Source organism: Nocardia fodinahabitans, assembly GCF_052983615.1.
The window spans coordinates 5,695,622-5,713,182 of sequence record NZ_JBRJJC010000001.1 but is presented as its reverse complement, the minus strand read 5'-3'; the positions used below and the strand labels follow the sequence as shown (position 1 = coordinate 5,713,182).

Annotated in this window: 17 protein-coding genes and 1 pseudogene; 10 read left to right on the top strand and 8 right to left on the bottom strand. The window is 69.0% G+C overall.

Features of this window, described 5'->3' with window-relative positions:
- Nucleotides 1-3: 3 nt before the first annotated feature.
- Nucleotides 4-1,116, bottom strand: coding sequence for an alanine dehydrogenase (gene ald / locus NV348_RS26930; RefSeq protein WP_447149344.1), 1,113 nt, complete (start codon nucleotides 1,114-1,116; stop codon nucleotides 4-6).
- 81 nt (nucleotides 1,117-1,197) lie between these two features.
- Between ald and NV348_RS26925 the strand changes: the two genes are divergently transcribed.
- Complete coding sequence (locus NV348_RS26925; RefSeq protein ID WP_447149343.1) at nucleotides 1,198-1,677, top strand: hypothetical protein; 480 nt, start codon at nucleotides 1,198-1,200, stop codon at nucleotides 1,675-1,677.
- A gap of 193 nt (nucleotides 1,678-1,870) precedes the next feature.
- Here NV348_RS26925 and NV348_RS26920 read toward each other — a convergent pair whose 3' ends face one another.
- The gene (locus NV348_RS26920) at nucleotides 1,871-2,641 is read right to left on the bottom strand and encodes an MBL fold metallo-hydrolase (RefSeq protein ID WP_447149342.1); all 771 of its coding nucleotides are present in this window, start codon (nucleotides 2,639-2,641) and stop codon (nucleotides 1,871-1,873) included.
- A 71-nt stretch (nucleotides 2,642-2,712) separates the two neighbouring features.
- Between NV348_RS26920 and NV348_RS26915 the strand changes: the two genes are divergently transcribed.
- The 6 genes and pseudogenes from NV348_RS26915 to NV348_RS26890 all read left to right on the top strand — a co-directional run bounded on the left by NV348_RS26915 (nucleotide 2,713) and on the right by NV348_RS26890 (nucleotide 6,741).
- Nucleotides 2,713-3,669 carry a GlxA family transcriptional regulator gene (locus NV348_RS26915; protein ID WP_447149341.1) on the top strand — a complete coding sequence of 319 codons (957 nt, stop codon included), beginning with the start codon at nucleotides 2,713-2,715 and terminating at the stop codon, nucleotides 3,667-3,669.
- Between the two features lie 7 nt (nucleotides 3,670-3,676).
- The gene (locus NV348_RS26910) at nucleotides 3,677-4,192 is read left to right on the top strand and encodes a gamma carbonic anhydrase family protein (RefSeq protein WP_447149340.1); all 516 of its coding nucleotides are present in this window, start codon (nucleotides 3,677-3,679) and stop codon (nucleotides 4,190-4,192) included.
- A gap of 163 nt (nucleotides 4,193-4,355) precedes the next feature.
- Nucleotides 4,356-4,517 carry a hypothetical protein gene (locus tag NV348_RS26905; protein ID WP_447149339.1) on the top strand — a complete coding sequence of 54 codons (162 nt, stop codon included), beginning with the start codon at nucleotides 4,356-4,358 and terminating at the stop codon, nucleotides 4,515-4,517.
- 87 nt (nucleotides 4,518-4,604) lie between these two features.
- A pseudogene (locus NV348_RS26900) lies at nucleotides 4,605-4,694 on the top strand (hypothetical protein); the annotation flags it as partial.
- 629 nt (nucleotides 4,695-5,323) lie between these two features.
- Nucleotides 5,324-6,064, top strand: a complete 741-nt coding sequence (locus NV348_RS26895) for an RNA-guided endonuclease InsQ/TnpB family protein (protein WP_447149338.1) — start codon at nucleotides 5,324-5,326, stop codon at nucleotides 6,062-6,064.
- 53 nt (nucleotides 6,065-6,117) lie between these two features.
- Complete coding sequence (locus NV348_RS26890) at nucleotides 6,118-6,741, top strand: TetR/AcrR family transcriptional regulator (protein WP_447149337.1); 624 nt, start codon at nucleotides 6,118-6,120, stop codon at nucleotides 6,739-6,741.
- Here NV348_RS26890 and NV348_RS26885 read toward each other — a convergent pair.
- Complete coding sequence (locus tag NV348_RS26885; protein WP_447149336.1) at nucleotides 6,735-8,441, bottom strand: Eco57I restriction-modification methylase domain-containing protein; 1,707 nt, start codon at nucleotides 8,439-8,441, stop codon at nucleotides 6,735-6,737. The genes NV348_RS26890 and NV348_RS26885 overlap by 7 nt on opposite strands.
- Nucleotides 8,442-8,649: 208 nt before the next feature.
- Here NV348_RS26885 and NV348_RS26880 point away from each other — a divergent pair, with 208 nt between their 5' ends.
- Both NV348_RS26880 and NV348_RS26875 read left to right on the top strand, forming a co-directional pair.
- The gene (locus NV348_RS26880) at nucleotides 8,650-10,500 is read left to right on the top strand and encodes a vWA domain-containing protein (RefSeq protein WP_447149335.1); all 1,851 of its coding nucleotides are present in this window, start codon (nucleotides 8,650-8,652) and stop codon (nucleotides 10,498-10,500) included.
- 123 nt (nucleotides 10,501-10,623) lie between these two features.
- Nucleotides 10,624-11,319 (top strand): nitroreductase, encoded by a 696-nt coding sequence (locus tag NV348_RS26875; protein WP_447149334.1) that lies wholly within the window; start codon nucleotides 10,624-10,626, stop codon nucleotides 11,317-11,319.
- A 141-nt stretch (nucleotides 11,320-11,460) separates the two neighbouring features.
- On the opposite strand, the gene NV348_RS26870 is transcribed toward NV348_RS26875, so the two are convergent.
- Complete coding sequence (locus NV348_RS26870; protein WP_447149333.1) at nucleotides 11,461-11,925, bottom strand: winged helix-turn-helix transcriptional regulator; 465 nt, start codon at nucleotides 11,923-11,925, stop codon at nucleotides 11,461-11,463.
- Between the two features lie 272 nt (nucleotides 11,926-12,197).
- Entirely contained in the window at nucleotides 12,198-13,661 is a 1,464-nt protein-coding gene (locus NV348_RS26865; RefSeq protein ID WP_447149332.1) for a hypothetical protein, read from the bottom strand.
- Between the two features lie 363 nt (nucleotides 13,662-14,024).
- Between NV348_RS26865 and NV348_RS26860 the strand changes: the two genes are divergently transcribed.
- Complete coding sequence (locus NV348_RS26860; RefSeq protein ID WP_447149331.1) at nucleotides 14,025-14,276, top strand: hypothetical protein; 252 nt, start codon at nucleotides 14,025-14,027, stop codon at nucleotides 14,274-14,276.
- Nucleotides 14,277-14,353: 77 nt separating this feature from the next.
- Here the strand turns inward: NV348_RS26860 and NV348_RS26855 are convergent, their stop codons facing one another.
- From NV348_RS26855 to acpM, 3 genes are all read right to left on the bottom strand, one after another.
- On the bottom strand, nucleotides 14,354-15,784 hold the full coding sequence (locus NV348_RS26855) for an acyl-CoA carboxylase subunit beta (RefSeq protein WP_447149330.1): 1,431 nt from the start codon (nucleotides 15,782-15,784) through the stop codon (nucleotides 14,354-14,356).
- 205 nt (nucleotides 15,785-15,989) lie between these two features.
- On the bottom strand, nucleotides 15,990-17,240 hold the full coding sequence (locus NV348_RS26850) for a KasA/KasB family beta-ketoacyl-ACP synthase (protein WP_447149329.1): 1,251 nt from the start codon (nucleotides 17,238-17,240) through the stop codon (nucleotides 15,990-15,992).
- A gap of 10 nt (nucleotides 17,241-17,250) precedes the next feature.
- Nucleotides 17,251-17,550 carry a meromycolate extension acyl carrier protein AcpM gene (gene acpM, locus NV348_RS26845; protein ID WP_019046010.1) on the bottom strand — a complete coding sequence of 100 codons (300 nt, stop codon included), beginning with the start codon at nucleotides 17,548-17,550 and terminating at the stop codon, nucleotides 17,251-17,253.
- Between the last annotated feature and the right edge of the window lie 11 nt (nucleotides 17,551-17,561).

The following is a 17,561-nucleotide window of genomic DNA, read 5'->3' as shown; positions in this document are numbered from 1 at the left end:
AGATCACACGTTCAACGAGTATCCGTGGGCCGCGGCTACTTCGGTGGAGAGGAGCTTGCCGTCGACGGCGGTGAGGCCCGCCGCGAGGCCGGGGTCCGCGGTGCACGCGCCGCGCCAGCCCTTGTCGGCGATCGCCGTCGCGAAGGGCAGGGTGGCGTTGGTGAGGGCGACCGTGGAGGTGTGTGGCACGGCGCCGGGCATGTTCGCGACGCAGTAGAACAGCGAATCCGCCACGGGGAAGGTCGGATCGGCGTGCGTCGTCGGCCGGGTGGAGGCGAAGCAGCCGCCCTGGTCGACGGCGATGTCGACGAGCACCGAACCGGGGCGCATGCCCGCGACGAGGTCGTCGGACACCAGTTTCGGCGCCTTCGCGCCGGGCACCAGCACCGACCCGATCACCAGATCGGCGCCGAGCACGGCCTTTTCGATCTCCAGCGCGTGCGAGGCGAGGGTGCCGACCCGGCCACCGAAGCGGGCATCGAGCTCGCGCAGGCGGGCCAGGTTGGTGTCGAGCACGCTCACCCTCGCGCCCATCCCCACCGCGACGCTCGCCGCGTTGGTGCCCGCCACCCCGCCGCCGAGCACCACCACATCCGCGGGCCGGACGCCGGGCACGCCGCCGAGCAGCACGCCCTCGCCCCCCATCGGCGCCATCAGGTGATACGCGCCGACCTGCGCGCCGAGCTTGCCCGCGACCTCGCTCATCGGCGCGAGCAGCGGCAGCGAACCGTCGGCGGCACGCACGGTTTCGTAGGCGATGGCGGTGATCCCGGAGTCCAGGATCGCGTCGGTGCATTCCTTCGACGCGGCCAGGTGCAGATAGGTGAACAGCACCTGGTCGCGCCGCATCCGCGAATACTCCTGCGCGATGGGCTCTTTCACCTTGAGAATCAGCCCGGCCGTGGCCCAGAGCGTGTCGGCGTCGGGCACGATCCCGGCGCCGGCGGCGGCATAGTCCTCGTCACCGAAGCCCGAACCTGCGCCGGCGCCGGCCTGCACGAGCACCTCGTGCCCGTGCGCGGTCAGTTCGGTGGCGCCCGCCGGGGTGAGCGCCACCCGGAATTCCTGCGGTTTGACCTCCGTCGGCACACCGACCGTTCCGCCTGTTCCCGTCATTGCGCCAGCTTAGGACGCTCATCGGCGGGAGTCAGGCGGTTGCCGGTCGTGTGTCGTCGCTAGGCCGGTGGTGCTGTCGCGGTGGTCGTGACCGCGGGGTCGGCCGCCGGCGCGGCCGAGGTCGTCGCCGGGGCGGTGGTCGTCGCCGCCGGTGTCGTCGTCGGTGGCGGGGTGGTGGTCGGCGCGGGAGCCACCGTGGTCGGCACGGGCGCCGCGGTGGTGCCGCACTGGTCGTGGTTGGGCCCGCAACTGTCGATGCCGCAGATCGGGACGCCCGGCGGGCATCCTTCCGTCGTCATGCCGCATTCGGTGAAGCCGCAGCTGTCGGTCCCGCAGTCCGGGCCGGGCACACAGTTGTGGCCCGGCGGGATGGTCGGCTCGGGGTCGTCGGGCGCGGCCGTCGGCGCGTTCGTCGCGGGTCCCGGCTGGGAGCCGCTACCCGGTCCCGACGCTCCGCCGTCACCGGGCGACCCGTCCGGGTTCGCCGCGGGCGCGGTCGAACTCGTCGCCGACACCGTCGCGGTGACCGACGTCGTGGACACCGTGCTCGAGGCGGGTTGATCCGATTCGGACCCGTTCGACGAACATGCCGACAACGCCAGCACCAACGCGACCAACGCCAGCAGTAACCGCACCATCGTGCGCGACCGGCTGCCCATCCGTGTGTTCGGCAACTCTTCTCCTGCGATCGTGGGAAACCCGCGCCCGACGATTCGGGCGCGGGTGGCGAAAAATCTGTGGTCGGTGCGGTCGCTCAGACCGCGAATATCTCGCCCCGCACCGGAATCCGGAGCTGAGCGGCACGCTCGGCGTAGGCGAAGGTGCGTTCGAGGTAGTCCAGCGACTCGCTGAAATGACCCCAGCCCTCCGCGTGCACCGCGACCACGACCGCGTCACCGAGCACGGCGGCCGCCTCGACGGCGGTCCTGGCGTTGAGCGTGACGTCGCTGTCGCCGAACCGCCCGACATTGGCCGCACCGATATTGAGCACCGCGACGTCGATCCGCCCGATCCGCTCGACGATCCGCTCGACCAGCTCCACCGACGCGTTGTCACCGGAGACATAGACCGTCGGCTCGCCCGCCGCCCGCAGCACGAACCCGGTCACCACGCCGCTGAGCGGCTCGCAGCCCTCGGGCCCGTGCAGCGCGGGCACCGCGGTCACCTCGACATCGCCGACGGCCACGACCTCCCACGGCACCAGCCCGCGCACGCCGGCGATCCGCCCGGCGGCATCGGGCGTGGAGAGCACGGTCTCGACCTCGGTCAGCAGGGCGCGACCCGCGGTGTCGAGGTTGTCGGCGTGCTGGTCGTGCGAGAGCAGCACGACGTCGATCGCGCCGATCGCCTCGGCCGGGACCGCCGGGCCGCTGAGCTTGTGCAGGGTGATCGGGCCGGGGTAGTAGCCCGGCTCGTCGAAGGTCGGGTCGGTGAGCCAGGTCAGGCCCCCGTACCGGAAGCGCAGGGTCGGACCACCGATGTGCAGGACGTCGAGCAGGGTGGGGCGGGTGATCGTCTCGGTCATGCCGACAACTTTCGCCGACCGTGACACGCCACGACAGTGGCCCCTAGGCCGACCAACGCTAAGATCGGGCCATGCTTTCGGTGGCCGTGGTGGCGTTCGACGGGATCAGTCCCTTCCACCTGTCGGTGCCGACCCTGGTACTCGGTCGCTCCGGCACCGGCGTCGACGCCGAGCCACCCTACGACGTGCGGGTCTGCGCCGAGCACCCCGGAACCCTCTCCACCGCAGCGGGTTTCGACATCACCGTGCACCACGGCCTGGACACCGTCGCCGCGGCCGACATGGTGGTCTTTCCCGGCTGGCACCGCGACCTGGCCGTCTCCCCCGCGCTCGACGAGGCCGTGCACGCCGCGCACGCGAACGGCGCCCGGCTGGTCGGCCTGTGCCTCGGCTCATGGGCGATCGCGGCGACCGGGCTGGCCGACGGCCGCGAACTCACCACGCACTGGGCCGCCGCCGAAGCCATGGCCCGCGCCTATCCGCGGGTGCGGGTGCGCGCGGACAGGCTCTGGACCGACCTCGGCGACGTGATCACCTCCGCCGGCGTCGCCGCCGCGCTGGACTGCTGCCTGCACATCGTGCGTGGCGACCTCGGTTCCCGCGCCGCCACCGAGCTCGCCCGCGCACTGGTCACCGCACCGCACCGCAACGGCTCCCAGGCGCAGTTCATCCCGATCGCGGTCCCCGACGACGACAGCGACGACCCGATCGAGCACGCCATGGTGTGGGCACGCACCCACCTCGACACCGGCATCGACCTCGATCACTGGTCGCGCGAGGCGCTCATGTCGCGGCGCACCTTCACCCGCCGGTTCCGCGAACGCACCGGCACCAGCCCACAGCAGTGGCTGTTGCAGCAGCGCACCGACCACGCCCGGCTGCTGCTGGAATCGACCGACGAGACCGTCGACCGGATCGCGCGCGACACCGGTTTCGGCAGCGCCGTGAGCCTGCGCCACCACTTCCACCGCATGCTCGGCACCAGTCCGGCGGCCCACCGCGCCCAGTTCCGTGGCGCGGCGCGATAATCACCGCATGATCATCAAGGTGTCCGGGTTCGCGCCGGAAATCGACGACACTGCCTGGATCGCGCCGAACGCGACCGTCATCGGCCGGGTGCGCCTGGCCGCCGAGGTCGGCATCTGGTACTCGGCGGTGCTGCGCGGTGACCTCGAACAGATCAGCATCGGCGCGCGCACCAATATCCAGGACGGCTGCGTGCTGCACGCCGACCCCGGTTTCCCGCTCACCGTCGGCAGCGGAGTCTCGGTGGGACACAACGCGATCCTGCACGGCTGCACCGTCGGCGACGACGTGCTGGTCGGTATGGGCGCGACCGTGCTCAACGGCGCGGTGATCGGCGCGGGCAGCCTGATCGCGGCCAATGCCCTGATCCCGGAGGGTGCCCGGATTCCGCCGGGCTCGCTGGTCGCCGGCGTGCCCGGCAAGGTGCGCCGCGAGCTCACCGAGGCCCAGCTGGACGGGATCAAGCTCAACGCGGCGGTGTACCTCCACAATCTGGCGACCCATCGCGACGCCGAGGTGTTGTGAGACGTCACACTGAGCAAGTGACCAGTAGGGATACCTGATAACATTTGCCCTGCGTATTGCGTCCGGCCATGAGTGTGACGGCCGGCACCGGATACGCAAGGTAGGAGGTATCACGGTGGCATACGTGCAGTCCGGTGTGCACCGAGCGGGGGGACGGCTCAGCGTGGCCGACATCGCCGCCCAGCCCGGCGGAATCGAGGCACTCCAGTGCCGGGTTCACGAACTACGCTCCCGCGGAATCCATTTCGCCGCCAACGCGATCGAACAAGAGATGGCCGCACTGGATCTGTCGCCACAACGCGCTGACTTGTTCGACGTTTCGTGAGTCGACGCGATCGAGCGCGCGTATAAATAGCTGCGTGGCGGGGGCAGCGGGGACAGTGGTCGGTGCGATTGCGGGGGCGGCGTACTGATGGCCACGTTCGTAGTCCCTGAGGGTTGGATGATGCAGGCCTACCGGTTTGCGCTGGACCCAGTTCCCACCCAGCAGCGTTCGTTGACGTCGCACGCGGGGGCGGCGCGATTCGCACACAATCACATGTTGGCGCTGGTAAAAGCTGTGATGGATCAACGCGCGGCGGAACGCACCTACGGCCTCGCCACCGATCAACTCACCCCGGCAATGGGGTGGTCGCTGTCGGTGTTGCGGAAGGTCTGGAACACCCGCAAGGGCGAGTACGCCCCGTGGTGGAGCGAGAACTCCAAGGAGGCGTACAACACTGGATTGGATGGATTGGCCCGCGGGTTGGACAACTGGTCGAAGTCTCGCGACGGTACGCGTGCAGGAAAGCCGTTGGGGTTCCCCAGGTTCAAGTCAGCCCGGTCGCGGCGGACAGTGCGGTTCACGACGGGCGCCATCCGAGTGGAGGCCGATCGCCACCACATCACTTTGCCTCGCCTGGGAACCATCCGCACACACGAATCCACCCGGGCGTTGGCCCGCAGGATCGAGGCCGGGCACTGCGCGAATCTTGTCGGCCACTGTTGTCCAGGATTCGGCCGGCCGCTGGCACTGCTCCTTCCAGACCCTCGTCCGAGGCAAGGACCGGCCGGCTCATCGAGCACGGTCACCGTATCCGGTGGTGGGTGTCGATGTCGGGGTGAAAGATCTCTTGGTGGTCGCAACCCCGGATGGAACCGAAGTCGCGCGTGTTCGAGCTCCAACACCACTCGCCCGGCGCCCGGACTCGGTTGCGAGTGCTGGAACGTCGAGCTGCCCGGCAGCGAGGCCCGTTCGACCATGCCACCCAGACGAAGCAGCAGCCATCACAGCGATGGCGTAAGACCAGGCGCCAGGCCGGACGAGTCTACTTTCGTACCGCCTGCATACGTCGCGATGCGCTGCACAAGGCCACCACCGCACTCGCACAGCAGCACCAGGTCATCGTCGTGGAAACGCTCGATGTCGTCAGCATGCGCTCGCATGGCGGCGCCTACAAGCGCGGTTTGAACCGCGCGCTGGCCGATGCCGCGTTTGCCCAGGTTCGGCGCATGTTGACATACAAGTGCCGCTGGTACGGCTCGACAGTCGTGCGAGCCGACCGGTTCTATCCGTCGTCGAAGCTGTGTTCGGGGTGTGGTGGGCGAAAGCCAAGCCTGACCCTCGCCGACCGCACCTACACCTGCGACTACTGCGGCCTGTCGATCGACCGTGACCGCAATGCCGCAGTTAACCTCGCCCGCCTCGGCGGGACCGGTATCGGGAGTAGCCCGACCGCCGACCGCCGGGTCGGAGATGGACGTGGAGCCACGCGTAAGACCGGAACCGCGCAAGCGGGCAAGGCGGCGGGCGATGAAGCGTCAACCCGGCACGACACCACTGACGGTGCCGATCAGCCCGGGACTGCCTCCCCGCAAGGCGAGGCTGCCTGATGGATTCGAACACAGTCACAATTGTTCACCACCAGACAACGGATAATGGGGCCATGCCCACTGTCTCGTCCATCCTCGCGCGGATACTGGAAAAGCCCGTCACCGATGGGGAGAAGCTGCTCGACAGCGCGCTGTCGGCGTTTCTCGATTTCGGGATCAAACGGACGAGTATGGGCGAGATCGCCCGGCGGGCGGGCATCAGTCCGGCCACCCTGTACCGGCGCTTCGAGTCGAAGAACGAGCTGGTCGAGGCGGTCGGCGTGCGGGAGGCGCAGCGCTACGTGGCCGAGATCGATGAGCGGGTGCGGGCGGTCACCGAGCCGGGCGAACAGCTCGTGGAGATCTTCGTCGCGTTCGTGACGACCCTCGCGGGCAACGAACTGCTCCGCAGGCTGCTCAGCACCGAGCCGGAGGCCATCCTGCCCAAGCTCACCATCGAGGCGGGCCCGATCCTCGCGGTCGGCCGCGAATACCTCGCCGACAAGCTGCGCGAACTCCAAGCCGGCGCCACGGTGCCCGACTTCGCACCCGATCTGGTCGCCGAGATCATGGCGAGGCTCGCGCTGTCGCTGGCGCTCACCCCCGACGGCCTCATCCCCCTCGACGACCCCGCGGCCGGCCGCGACTTCGCCCGCCGCACCCTGCTGCCGATGGTCGGCATCCGCGCCGCTCACTGAGCGGGCACCCCGAACGCGGCGGCGACGGCCTCGTCGATGCCCGCCGCCGCCACCGGCACCCCGTCCTCGAGCACGCCACGCACCCGCCCGACGATCGTGGCCGCGGCGGCGCCCGCCGGATCGGGCAGCGGCAGCCGGGCCACGTACTGGGTGATCCAGCGCCGCCGTCCCGAATACAGCCGATTGCCGCACACGGCGTCGTAGAACCGCAGTCCCAACGCCGAATTCGCCACGCCCATCAGCAGATACGCGAGTTCGGTCGCCTGCTCGCCGACCCCGAGATCGGTGAGCGAGATCCAGTAGCAGTCCCCGTTGACCACCGCGCCGGACCGGTCTAACGCAAACCGCGGCCGTTCACTGATATCCGGGAACACCAGTTTCGGCGCACCCCACAGGTGCGGACGCTGCGGCACCCAGATCTCGAACCACTTCCGCCCGCCGTCGAGCACATACCGGCGGCCGGACAGCACCTGCTCGTGCGACCGCAGATACTCCGCGGCGCCGGGGAATTCGGCGAGATCGATCGGCGTGCGGCGCGGCTGCATGAGGTCGTAGGGATAGAGCACCCTGGTGCCGCGATCGCGCCCGATCCGCCACGGATGCAGATCGTGGTGGGTGATCAACTGCCGCAACAGTTCCGGTTCCGGCGTCGGATCCATCTGGTCCCAGCGATCGGAGATGAACACCCGGTCCGCGGTGGTCTTGATGCCGACGCGAATGCGGGCGGTATCGCCGAAGGTGCGCCAGGTGCGCTCGGCGATGCGGCCGAGCCATCGGTCGACGGCGGGGCGGGACATACGCCAGGCGGTGTCGCCGGGGGAAACGACGCTCGACCGGTCGGGTGTGCCTGTCGCCGCTGTCGGTGACCGTCCACCGACCGACCCGGTGGACAACACGCCCACCTCGACAGCGAACACCCGTCCACCCGCGCCCACCAGGCAGCCCGTGTCCCCCGCCAGCGCGTCGAACAAGTCGGTGGCACAGTCAGGTTCGGCGCCGGGCTTCTCGTAGACCGAGACGTACCGGCAGTCGCACTCCCGAGGCGCGCGCGTCGCGACGGTGACGGCGGGCAGCACCGCGGCCGCGAAGAGCTTGGTGTCGCCGAGGTCGTAGAGCTCCGCGGGATGCAACTCGCCGGTGAGGATCCGGCGCAGATTCGCACCCGCCCTGGTGGTGAGAAACCTGTTGGCGCACAGCAATCCGAGGACACCGTCGGCGGCGAGCAGGCGGGGCGTGATCGCCACGAACGGGTGGGTGAGGTCGATGCGCCCGCGCAGCCCGAACTGCTTGCTCAGCAGCTGCGCGGTCGCGCCGCCGAGCTGCTGGGTCCGCACGTACGGTGGATTGCTGATGACGAGATCGAAGGAACCGTCCGCGATCCGCGCCGAGGCGGCGAGAAAATCACCTGCCCGGCAATCGATCTCGACGCCCTCGGCCCCCGCGCGCGCAGCTGTCTCGCCGACCGCGCGCCGGTCCAGGTCGTACCCGGTCAGCCGTACAGTGATGCCGGACGAGGCCAGCTCCCGGTGCACCGCCAGCAGCAGCTCGCCGTCACCGCAGGCCGGATCGAGCACCCGGAGCTCACCAGCGCGTGGCGCGTGCCGTAGCGCCCGTCGCGCCAGGAACCGCGCCAGCGCGGGCGGGGTGTAGTGCCTGCCGTGCCGTTTGCGCTCCTGCGCGTCGCGGGCCTGCGAAGCCATGCGCACGATTGTGCCCCGCGCGGCCGGTGTCGTGCCGCAGGCGCGAGGCCACGGACCGGTATCCGGGCGAAAAACCGATCGTTACCTGCCGAAACATCATTTCATCCGGCAAACGGTGGCTTGTGCCACTGATTTTGGGGTTACGACCGGCCCTGACCAGTCTGTATCGTCTATCCGGTTTCACACCGAGTGATGAAGTTCGAGGACGATGTCGAGATTCCGGACGCTGGCCGCGGCACTGACCGCCACAGCGCTCACCTTGCTCCCCGCCGCACTGCCCGCCGCGGCGCACGCCGACTCGGCACAGTACGCGCCGACCATGCTCATCCTGGACGCGTCCGGGTCCATGCAGCGCCCCGACCAGGGCGCCACCATGATGGACTCCGCGAAGAAGGCCGTGCGCACCTTCGTCGACTCGGCCCCGGCCGAGGCGAAGGTCGGCCTCACCACCTACGGCACCGGGACCGGCAACACCGAGGCCGAGAAGGCGGCGGGCTGCCGCGACGTCCGGATCCTGCAGCCGCCGACGACCATCGACAAGCCCGCGCTCACCAGCGCCGCCGACGGCATCGAGGCCCGCGGCTGGACCCCCATGGGCACCGCGCTGCGCCAGGCCGCCGAGGCGCTGCCGTCGGCGGGACCGCGCTCGATCGTGCTCGTCTCCGACGGTGACGACACCTGCGCGCCGCCGGACCCGTGCGAAGTGGCCGCGGAACTGAAGCAGCGGGGTGTCGACCTGGTCGTGCACTCGATCGGCTTCGCCGTCGACGACAAGGCGCGCGCCCAGCTCACCTGTATGGCCCAAGCCACCGGCGGCACCTACAGCGACGCCGCCGACGGCGCCGCGCTGGAACGCATTCTGCCCCGGGTGAGTTCGGCGGCCCTGCGCAACTACCAGGCCACCGGGACCCCGATCACCGGCACCGCCACCTACGGCACCGCCCCGGTCGCGAAGCCCGGTCAGTACCTCGACACCATCGGCCAGCACGAGAAGCGGTTCTACGCCGTCGATGTGCCCGCGGGCGCGACGGCGTACTTCACCGGCATCGTCTCCTTCCCGCGGGCGGCCGCCGGTGCGGCCACCGACGGACTGGCCGTGCTGGAACTGCGCGTCTACGGCCGCGACGGCACGTACTGCAATATCCGGGAACGTGAGCTCGAATCCCGCACCGGTGACGGCGTCGCCTTCACGATCAGCAACACCCTGGAGCGGGCGACCGAGGAACCGAGCGGTGGCAGTTCCGACTCCTGCAAGGGCGGCGGCCGCTACTACTACGAACTCCATTGGGACGAGGTCCCCGCGGGCGTGCCCGCACGGCTGCCGGTGGAGCTGATCGTCGGCATCGAACCGGGTGTCACCGATCCCGGCCAGGGCCCGGTCACCGAGAAGACCGCGTTCACCGACCCGGCGGGCCCGGTCGAGCCGGTCAGCGGCGGCGGATCGTTCACCGTCGCCACGATTCTCGACGGCAGCGGCAAGTACACCGACACGATCCAGAACGGCGAGTACGTCTTCTACAAGGTGCGCCTGAACTGGGGCCAGGGGCTGGCCTATCGCGTACGGTTCACCGAAACCGGCGGGGCGGGATACACCGTCGCCACGAACGTCACCACAACCCTGTACTCGCCACTGGGCAGACAACTCCACGAGGACACCAACGCCTACACCGGGCGCCAGGCCACGACTCTCGAAGGCGCGACCGTGCCGACCCGCTACGCCAACCGGGAGGCCGCCGGGGAGGCCCAGCGCCAGTCGGTGGCCGGGTGGCACTACCTCGCGGTCAAGGTCGGGATGCCGTCGGGCGAAACCGCTATGCCGCCGACGCCGATCGAACTCGACCTCACCGTCGCCGGTGACATCGAGGCCGGACCGACCTACGTGACCGCCAGTCCCGACGTGCTCGGCGAGCAGTCGCAGCCCGGCACCGAAAAGTCTGTCGCCGTGGAGGGTTCGGACTCGTCGACACCGTGGCTCGCCATTGCCGGCATCGGTGTCGGCGTGGTCGCGCTGATCGGCATCGGCGTCGCGATCTGGGCGGTTTCCCGGCGTCGCGCCTGATCCACCCCCGGAGCCCGCTCGCACCCGATTTCGCGGTGTGAGCGGGTTCCGCGTTTCCGGGACGGCTGCTAACGTGGTCTCAAAATGAGACTAGTTCTCCGCATCGACCGAGGGAGCCGCGCCATGGCGCCGACCGACCACGACAGCGGCGATTTCGCCGCCCTGCAGCGCCTCGCCGACGCGCGCTGGACCTGCAGGCAGTTCCTCCCCGACGAGGTCGACCGGGCCACGATCGACCAGCTGCTGAGCCTGGGCGCGCGCACCCCGTCGTGGTGCAACACCCAGCCGTGGCAGGTCGTCGTCACCGCGGGCGAGGGCACCGAGCGCTTCCGCAAGGCCCTGCTCACCCATATCCAGACCAACGGCGCCGCACCGGATTTCGAATTCCCCGCGCAATACGCCGGTGTCTACCGGGACCGCAGGCGCGCCTGCGGCTTCCAGCTCTACGACAGTGTCGGTATCGCCAAGGGCGACCACGAGAACACCATGCGCCAGATGGTGCGCAACTTCGAACTCTTCGACGCACCCCATGTCGCCATCGTCACCTCCGAGGCCGACCTGGGCACCTACGGCGCCGTCGACTGCGGCCTCTGGCTCCAGAGCTTCCTCCTCGGCGCCCAGGCTCTCGGCCTCGGCGCCGCCCCCCAAGCCGCCCTGGCCTCCTACTCCCCCTTCATCCGCGAGTACTTCGACCTCCCCGACCACCGCAAGGTCGTCTTCGGCGTCTCCTTCGGCCACCCCGACCTCGCCCACCCCATCAACACCTTCCGCACCGCCCGCGCCCCCCTCCCCGACCAGATCACCTGGCACACCAGCTGATCCGCTATCCGGGGATGCGGAGTCGGTTCGCACCCACGCGCTCGCGATCTCCTGTGCCGGCTGCCGATGTAGCTCGGCGGCGTGGATTTCGACCACCGTCCACACGATGCCGTCGTCCACCAGCCAGTAGGTGGATGGCCCTCAGGCGGGACGTGAGGCGGAGGTGATTCCGGGGCCCGGTTCGGGGAGGATGTCGCGGGCGGTGACCTCGGCGTCGCACTCGTCGCAGGTGAGGTGGACGTGGGCCTCGCCGGTGCAGTCCTTGTGCCGGTACTCGACCGGGGGCCCGTCTGGGGCCATGTAAGTGTCGCCCCAGTCGCGGATAGCCATCAGGATCGGGTAGATGGCGTGACCCTTTTCGGTCAGGCGGTACTCCTCGTAGGCGCCGTCTTTCGCGGGTTGCTTGACCAGGATCTCGTGCTCGATCAGCCGGTCGAGGCGGTCCTGGAGTCGGCTGCGGGAGATTCCGAGCGCGCTCTGGAAGGCGTTGAATCGGCGAATCCCGGTGAAGCTGTACTTGAGAACCAGCAGTGTCCAGCGGTCCCCGAAGATCACCAGCGGCCGCGTGATCGAGCACGGGACCTCGGCGAGTTCTTCGTAGCGCACCCTGCCATTATGCGCGCCGCCGCCGGTCGACGGCCTGCCGAACGGCCGAGATCGCCTCGCCCGGGTGCGACTATCCGGCCACGCACCGCTGACGGCGAACGGCTAGTCCTCGGCCGATTCGGCCAGGAGATCGGCGGCGTCGCTGTTACCACCGGCGGCAAGCCGCCTCAGCTCCGCGATGTCGCCACGATCGGACGCGAGCTGAACCAGCTCATCGATCGCATCGCCGCTGCCGGTGGCCCCAGCCGCCGCAACGAATCGATCGTGATGGATCAGCCTGAATCCTGTGTTCCTCCAGCGGTTTCCTCGTCGACTCCCGACCGATGACCTTCCCGCAGCCCACTCACCGCATGCGCGAACTCGGCCAGTTGCGCACGAAGATCAACATCGGGTTCGATCGCGGCCGCCGCCGCCACCCGGTCAGCGATTTCTCCTGGCAGATCGTCTCCGTACCAGGAGGTCAGGACACCGATCGCCGCACGACGCAGCCGCACGGGATAGCCGCGCAGCGCAGCACGGACCAAGGGTTCCCCGGTTCCCGGAGTGGCGCGGCACAGCATCGAGAGCACGGATTCGAGAGTGTGGTCGCTGATGCCTTCCTCGCCCCACCGGATCGCCTCGGGGCCAGGGCCGCAGGCGATCTCGTCGAGCGGGAGCACAGTTCGCGCGAGTTCGGCGATGCGGGCGATGTCGTCGTCCGGCGTTCGTCGCGCGACCCACGCCCACACGTATCCGTTTCGCGGATCTTCGCCCAGGTGCGCCACGGCCTGCGCGTACGCATCGACGCCGACGGCTCCGGCTACCCGCAGCGCCCTGTTGAATCCGAAGGGACCGTGCGGGTCGGCGAGCCTCGCTGTCACGTACTCGGCCCAGTCGGGACGAGCGAGCAATGCCGCGTAGGCCTCGACCAACCGGGTGACCTCGGCTTGCGGCCAGTCCAGTTCCGAAGGCTGCTCTCGCAGGAGGTACACGATCGACTGGACGCCCGAGATGCGGCTCAGCGTCGGCGCGGCCGCGGTCAGCAGGTCGGCGTATCCGGCCAGGACCGGCAGCGCGTCCGGGTACTGCCGGATGTCGGCGGCGGGACCGCCGATGGCCGCCAGCGCCTCGAGAATCTCGGCCGCACCGTCGAGAAGTTCGTCGTCGACGACGGATTCGGCGAGGGCGCCACGGAGATCGCCCGTGGTCGCCGCGAGATGGGCGAGGTACTCGTTCATCACCCCGTTGCGGAAACCGCGCCGCAGCAGCCACGCCTTGATCTCCGGATCCTCGGTTCCGGCCAGTCGCTCCACGGCATGGATCCGTCCCCAGCCGTCGACCCGGCGAGCCATGTCGAACACCGCGCGATCCCGATCCGGCTGTGAATTCGACAGCGCCACCACCGCATACAAGGTCAGATCGCCGAGCGACCCCAATGTCAGCAGGACCTCCCGGTCCCGGCGGTCACCGACCACACCGAGCATCACGATGCCGAGCGCCACCGCATCGCGGCGCGTTCCCGAATCGGTCACCTGCCTGGCCACCGAACGCACCCGCTCGACAGGCAGTGCGGCAGTACGCAATTCCCGACACAGATCGTCGGCCACGGCGAGCGCTCGTTGTTCGGCGAGCAGATCGTGCAATGCCACCATCGCGGCGTCATCGGGTTCCGCGACGAGCACCCGCACCGCCGCCACGATCTCGGCCGCCGACGCGGTCTCGTTCGCGAAGTGATGCGTCCGGATACCGTCGAGCACAGTCGAACTCAGAAACTTCCGCTCACCGGGTATCTCATCCGGATAAGGGTGTCCCTCCCCCGGCCACGGTCCTGGACCGTGCACAGCGGCGAGTGCGAGCGCATGAGCGAGATACGTGGTCTGGTCGTCATCGGGCGCCAGCCACGCGCCGGGCTTCACCGGCAGGGGCGCACGGCGCCCTTTCCACGAGAATTATTCACGGCCACACCGTAACCGACCCCACCCGAGAACACCAGTGGCACCCCTCACCGGGCGGACGGACCGCGGTCGACCGAATTCGCCCGCGACCTTCGTCGCAGCTTTGCCTCCACGACATCGCGCAGCGGCGCGTCCGGCATCTTCCACCACCTCGAGGTCTGCCACTTGGACCTGGTCGACAACAGTTCGACCTCACACTGCTCGGCAGCCGCCAGATCTACCGTCCCCGACGTCGGCGCGAGCATGCGGGTCGTGCGCCACTACGACGATCCCGATGGCGTCCATGGCACACCCGGCGACACGATGTGCGCCGATGTCCACAAGTGGCCGCGTCCACTGGGTTGGCACCTCACGACAGCCGTGCTCGAGTTCCTGGTGGCGACCGGAGCGGAGCTCGATGTCGACGAATACCACTGAGTCGGGCGCGAAACGGCCGCCGCCACTTCCCTTTTCGGGAAGAGGGCGACGGCCGGTGTACGACTGGCGCGCTGGGATCAGAGCGGGATGTTCTTGTGGTGGCTCTTGCGAGCCGGCGCCGAGGCCAGGGCCGCGGCGATGATGCTGCGGGTCTTGGCGGGATCGATGACCTCGTCGACGACGCCGATGGCGACGGCGCGCTCGACGCCGCCGGCGATCTGCTCGTGCTCGGCGGTCAGGCGCTCGTGCAGGGCTTCGCGCTCGTCCTCGGGCGCGGCCGCGAGGGCCTTCTTGTGCAGGATGCCGACGGCGGCCTTGGCGCCCATGACGGCGACTTCGGAGCCGGGCCAGGCGTAGACGGCGGTCGCGCCCAGGGAGCGGGCGTTCATCGCGATGTAGGCGCCGCCGTAGATCTTGCGGGTCACCAGGGTGACGCGCGGGACGCGAGCCTCGGCGAAGGCGTGCAGCAGCTTCGCGCCACGGCGGACGACGCCCTCGAGCTCCTGGCCGACGCCGGGCAGGTAGCCGGGGACATCGGTGACCACGATCAGCGGGATGCCGAACGCGTCGCACAGGCGCACGAAACGCGAAGCCTTCTCGGCACTTTCGGAGTTCAGGCAGCCGCCCAGACGCAGCGGGTTGTTGGCGAGCACGCCGACCGTGCGGCCGCCGAGGCGACCCAGGCCGACGACCATGCTGCGGGCGTAGCCGCCCTGCAGCTCCTCGAAGGAGGATTCGCCGTCGACGTTGTCGAGCAGCTCGTGGATGATCGGCTTCACGTCGTAGGCGCGCTTGGCCGAGGCGGGCAGCATCGCCTTCAAGTCGACGTCACCGTGCTCGGCGACAGCCTGGTCGAATTCGCCCTGTTCGGCGAACATCGAGACCAGCCGGCGCGCACGATGCATGGCATCGGCCTCGTCGTCGGCGGCGATGTGGCACACGCCCGACTTCTTGAAGTGTGTGGTGGGACCACCGAGGGTCTCCATGTCGACGTTCTCGCCGGTCACCGAACGCACCACGTCGGGACCGGTGACGAAGACGCGGCCCTCGGGCGCCATGATGACGATGTCGGTGAGCGCGGGGCCGTACGCGGCACCACCGGCGGCGAAGCCGAGGACCACGGAAATCTGGGGAACCAGGCCGGACGCGCGGACCATGGCCTCGAAGACCAGCCCTACCGCGTGCAGGGCCTCGACGCCCTCGGCCAGGCGGGCGCCACCGGAGTGCCACAGGCCGACGACCGGGATACCGGAATCGATGGCGGTGTCGATCGCGTCGACGATGTGCTTGCAGCCCTCGACGCCCATCGCACCGCCCATGACGGTGGCATCCGAGCAGTAGGCCACGGTGCGGACACCGTCGACCTCGCCGATCGCGGCCAGCACACCGGACTTGTCCCGCGGGTGCAACGGAAGCACCGTGCCGGGATCGAAGAACCGCTGCAGGCGGCCGAGCGGGTCGCGCGGATCGGTCGTCGTGTCGTTAAACGCGGGAGCAATGATGGTCATCGCGTTCGTCTCCTGCCTTCGAAGAGAGTGGCCGCGGCGGCGGCTGCGTATGGCGAACCGCCGGTGGGGTCGAACCATTCAGTTGGCGCGAACCCCACCGGGGATCGTGAATGCAGTCGATCGGTGCGGCCGGGTTGAACCGGCCGGATCTGGAGGGCCTTCGTGGTTACGCAGGCTTCCGCCTACGGCCCTTGACCAGCTCCGGCTATGCCCGACCGAAGGCGAGCGCGACGTTGTGCCCACCGAAACCGAAGGAGTTGTTGATCGCGTACTCGATTTCCTGGTGCCGGGCCTGCCCGTGCACCACGTCGAGATCGATCTCCGGATCCTGGTTGTCCAGGTTCAGCGTCGGCGGAACGACGCCGTCCCTGATGGCGAGCACGGTGAGCACGGACTCGAGGGCGCCGACGGCGCCGATCGAGTGGCCCAGTGCCGACTTCGGCGCGTACACCGAAGCGTGTGCGACACCAGCCTTGTGAATCGCGTTCTTCTCCGCGGTGTCACCGATGGGCGTGGCGGTCGCATGAGCGTTGACGTGGGTGATGTCCCTCGCCGACAGACCAGCGGTCTGGATCGCGCGGGTCATCGCCCTGCCCGCACCGGTGCCCTCGGGATCGGGAGCGACCAGGTGGAAGCCGTCGGACGTGATGCCCGCACCCAGCAGTCGAGCGTGGATGGTGGCACCGCGAGCCTTGGCGTGCTCCTCGGTCTCGATGACCATGAGCGCGCCCGCCTCGCCGAAGACGAAGCCGTCACGATCCTTGTCGAACGGACGCGAGGCGCCCTTCGGATCGTCGTTGCGAGTACTCATCGCCCGCATCATGGAGAACGCGGCGATCGGCACCGAGTCGATGAAGCCCTCGACGCCACCGGTGACGACGATGTCGGCGTCACCCATCACGATCATCCGCCACGCGTTGGCGATGGCCTCCGAACCCGACGAGCACGCCGAGACCGGAGTGACCACTCCCGCCCTGGCCTTCAGCTCGAGACCGACGACGGCCGACGGACCGTTCGGCATGACCATCTGAACAGCCAGCGGCGAGATCTTGCGATAGCCGCCGTTCTTCAGCTTGTCGACCGAGTCGATCAGCGCGTCGCCACCACCGAGGCCGGTGCCGATCGCGACGCCCAGGCGGTCGAGGTCGACCTCCGGGCTGCCCGCGTTCTTCCACACCTCGCGACCGAGGACGGTCGCCAGGCGCTCGACATACGCCATACGGCGGATCTCGACCCGGCTCAGCAGGGTGTCGGGGCTGACTTTCAGGTGACCGCCGATGCGCACCGGCAGGTCGTATTCCTCGATGAAGGAATCCTCGAGAACGTCGATTCCGCTCTCACCGTTGAGGAGTCCCTTCCACGTCGCATCGACATCACCCGCGATCGACGTGGTCGCCGCCATGCTGGTGACGACGACGTTGGGGAAATTCCCGTTCAAGGTGGAAGGAGTGGTCACTGGTTCAGCCCTACTCGGCGTCGAACTTGGCCTTGAGCTCCGCGGCGGCGTCGGAGTTCTCTGCCTCGAGCTTCTGGATGTAGGAGACCGCGTCACCCACGGTCTTCAGGCTGGCGAGATCCTCGTCGGGGATCTTGACGCCGTACTTGTCCTCGGTCTGCACAGCGATCTCGACCATGGACAGCGAGTCGATGTCCAGGTCGTCGACGAAGGACTTCTCGATGGTCACCTCGGAGGGTTCGATACCCGTAACCTCTTCGATGATCTTGCCGAGTTCTTCGACGATCTGTTCCTGGGTCAGAGCGGCCACTTTGGTGGCTC

Excerpts from the sequence above, each read along its gene's own strand:
- ald (WP_447149344.1), bottom strand. The coding sequence starts at position 1,116 with ATGACGGGAACAGGCGGAACGGTCGGTGTGCCGACGGAGGTCAAACCG.
- NV348_RS26920 (WP_447149342.1), bottom strand. The coding sequence starts at position 2,641 with ATGACCGAGACGATCACCCGCCCCACCCTGCTCGACGTCCTGCACATC.
- NV348_RS26915 (WP_447149341.1), top strand. The coding sequence starts at position 2,713 with ATGCTTTCGGTGGCCGTGGTGGCGTTCGACGGGATCAGTCCCTTCCAC.
- NV348_RS26910 (WP_447149340.1), top strand. The coding sequence starts at position 3,677 with ATGATCATCAAGGTGTCCGGGTTCGCGCCGGAAATCGACGACACTGCC.
- NV348_RS26895 (WP_447149338.1), top strand. The coding sequence starts at position 5,324 with ATGGAACCGAAGTCGCGCGTGTTCGAGCTCCAACACCACTCGCCCGGC.
- NV348_RS26890 (WP_447149337.1), top strand. The coding sequence starts at position 6,118 with ATGCCCACTGTCTCGTCCATCCTCGCGCGGATACTGGAAAAGCCCGTC.
- NV348_RS26885 (WP_447149336.1), bottom strand. The coding sequence starts at position 8,441 with ATGGCTTCGCAGGCCCGCGACGCGCAGGAGCGCAAACGGCACGGCAGG.
- NV348_RS26880 (WP_447149335.1), top strand. The coding sequence starts at position 8,650 with ATGTCGAGATTCCGGACGCTGGCCGCGGCACTGACCGCCACAGCGCTC.
- NV348_RS26875 (WP_447149334.1), top strand. The coding sequence starts at position 10,624 with ATGGCGCCGACCGACCACGACAGCGGCGATTTCGCCGCCCTGCAGCGC.
- NV348_RS26855 (WP_447149330.1), bottom strand. The coding sequence starts at position 15,784 with ATGACCATCATTGCTCCCGCGTTTAACGACACGACGACCGATCCGCGC.